Source organism: Lactobacillus sp. ESL0260 (genome assembly GCF_003692935.1).
GTDB lineage: Bacteria > Bacillota > Bacilli > Lactobacillales > Lactobacillaceae > Lactobacillus > Lactobacillus melliventris.
Genome location: NZ_REHO01000022.1, coordinates 1 through 2,400, shown reverse-complemented (window position 1 = coordinate 2,400; position 2,400 = coordinate 1). Strand labels below are relative to the sequence as shown.

2 rRNA genes are annotated in these 2,400 nt (G+C 51.1%); both read left to right on the top strand.

The features are described from left to right. Positions 1 to 2,219: ribosomal RNA gene (locus F5ESL0260_RS09415) — 23S ribosomal RNA — on the top strand; the annotation flags it as partial. A 73-nt stretch (positions 2,220 to 2,292) separates the two neighbouring features. After that, positions 2,293 to 2,400: ribosomal RNA gene (gene rrf, locus F5ESL0260_RS09410) — 5S ribosomal RNA — on the top strand; the annotation flags it as partial.

Sequence of the window (2,400 nt, the reverse complement as noted above, 5' to 3'; positions counted from 1 at the left end):
TAGTTAGTTGATGTAGACCCGAAACCAAGTGACCTACCCATGACCAGGTTGAAGGTGCGGTAAAGCGCACTGGAGGACCGAACCCACGTAAGTTAAAAATTGCGGGGATGAGTTGTGGGTAGCGGTGAAATTCCAAACGAACTTGGAGATAGCTGGTTCTCTCCGAAATAGCTTTAGGGCTAGCCTGGTGCTAGAAAGATCATGGAGGTAGAGCTCTGTTTGGACGAAGGGCCCGTCAGGGGTTACTGAATTCAGATAAACTGCGAATTCCATAGATCAAGGCACTGGAGTCAGACTGCGAGTGATAAGATCCGTAGTCGAAAGGGAAACAGCCCAGATCACCAGTTAAGGTCCCCAAATCTATGCTAAGTGGAAAAGGATGTGGAGTTGCGTAGACAACTAGGATGTTGGCTCAGAAGCAGCCATCATTAAAAGAGTGCGTAATAGCTCACTAGTCGAGTGACGCTGCGCCGAAAATTTACCGGGGCTAAGCATAGTACCGAAACTGTGGATGTGCAGTAATGCACGTGGTAGGAGAGCGTTCTAAATGCGGCGAAGTTTAACTGCGAAGATAAATGGAGCGTTTAGAAGTGAGAATGCCGGTATGAGTAGCGCAAGATAGGTGAGAATCCTATCCGCCGAAAGACTAAGGTTTCCTGGGGCAGGCTCGTCCGCCCAGGGTAAGTCGGGACCTAAGGCAAGGCCGAAAGGCGTAGTCGATGGAGAACAGGTAGAGATTCCTGTACTGCTTATCTTCGTTAACAGCGAAGGAGGGACGCAGGAGGCAAAGAACGCATGGCGCTGGAAGCCATGTTTAAGCGTCAAGTGTGGTAATGAGTCAAATGCTTGTTACTGGTAAGCACAAGGCGTGATGAGGAGCGAAATTAGAGTAGCGAAGGTTCAAGCGTCACACTGCCAAGAAAAGCTTCTAGTGAGAAGATAGGTACCCGTACCGCAAACCGACACAGGTAGTCGAGTGGAGCACACTCAGGTGAGCGAGAGAACTCTCGTTAAGGAACTCGGCAAAATCGCCCCGTAACTTCGGGAGAAGGGGTGCTGGTGTAAAAGCCAGCCGCAGTGAATAGGCCCAAACAACTGTTTATCAAAAACACAGGTCTCTGCTAAGTCGTAAGACGACGTATAGGGGCTGACACCTGCCCGGTGCTGGAAGGTTAAGGAGAGCTGTTAGCGCAAGCGAAGCAGCGAACTGAAGCCCCAGTAAACGGCGGCCGTAACTATAACGGTCCTAAGGTAGCGAAATTCCTTGTCGGGTAAGTTCCGACCTGCACGAAAGGTGTAATGATTTGGGCACTGTCTCAACGAGAGACTCGGTGAAATTATAATACCCGTGAAGATGCGGGTTACCCGCGACAGGACGGAAAGACCCCATGGAGCTTTACTGCAATTTGATATTGGGCAGCTGTTAAACATGTACAGGATAGGTAGGAGCCGGAGAAGATAGCACGCCAGTGTTATCAGAGGCAATGTTGGGATACTACCCTTGTTTGATGGCTGCTCTAACCAGGGCCTCTAAGCGAGGCATGGGACAGTGTCAGACGGGCAGTTTGACTGGGGCGGTCGCCTCCTAAAGTGTAACGGAGGCGCCCAAAGGTTCCCTCAGAATGGTTGGAAATCATTCACAGAGTGCAAAGGTATAAGGGAGCTTGACTGCGAGAGCGACAACTCGAGCAGGGACGAAAGTCGGGCTTAGTGATCTGGTGGTACCGTATGGAAGGGCCATCACTCAACGGATAAAAGCTACCCTGGGGATAACAGGCTTATCTCCCCCAAGAGTTCACATCGACGGGGAGGTTTGGCACCTCGATGTCGGCTCGTCGCATCCTGGGGCTGAAGTCGGTCCCAAGGGTTGGGCTGTTCGCCCATTAAAGCGGCACGCGAGCTGGGTTCAGAACGTCGTGAGACAGTTCGGTCCCTATCCGTCGTGGGCGTAGGAAATTTGCGAGGAGCTGTCCTTAGTACGAGAGGACCGGGATGGACATACCGCTGGTGTACCAGTTGTCTTGCCAAAGGCATCGCTGGGTAGCTAAGTATGGCCGGGATAAGCGCTGAAAGCATCTAAGTGCGAAGCCCCCCTCAAGATGAGATTTCCCATACGTAAGTAGTAAGACACCTCAAAGACTAAGAGGTAGATAGGCTGGGAGTGGAAGAGCCGTGAGGCTTGGAGCGGACCAGTACTAATCAGTCGAGGACTTGACCAAAGCTTGAAGGCAATTAAGGTTTTTTTAGCGGATTATATTTAGTTTTGAGTGTAAAAGCTCACAAGGAAAAAAGTACGGTGGCAAGAGCAAGAAGGAAACACCTGTAACCATGCCGAACACAGCAGTTAAGCTTCTTCACGCCGAGAGTAGTTGGTGGGAGACTGCCTGCGAGGGTAGGACG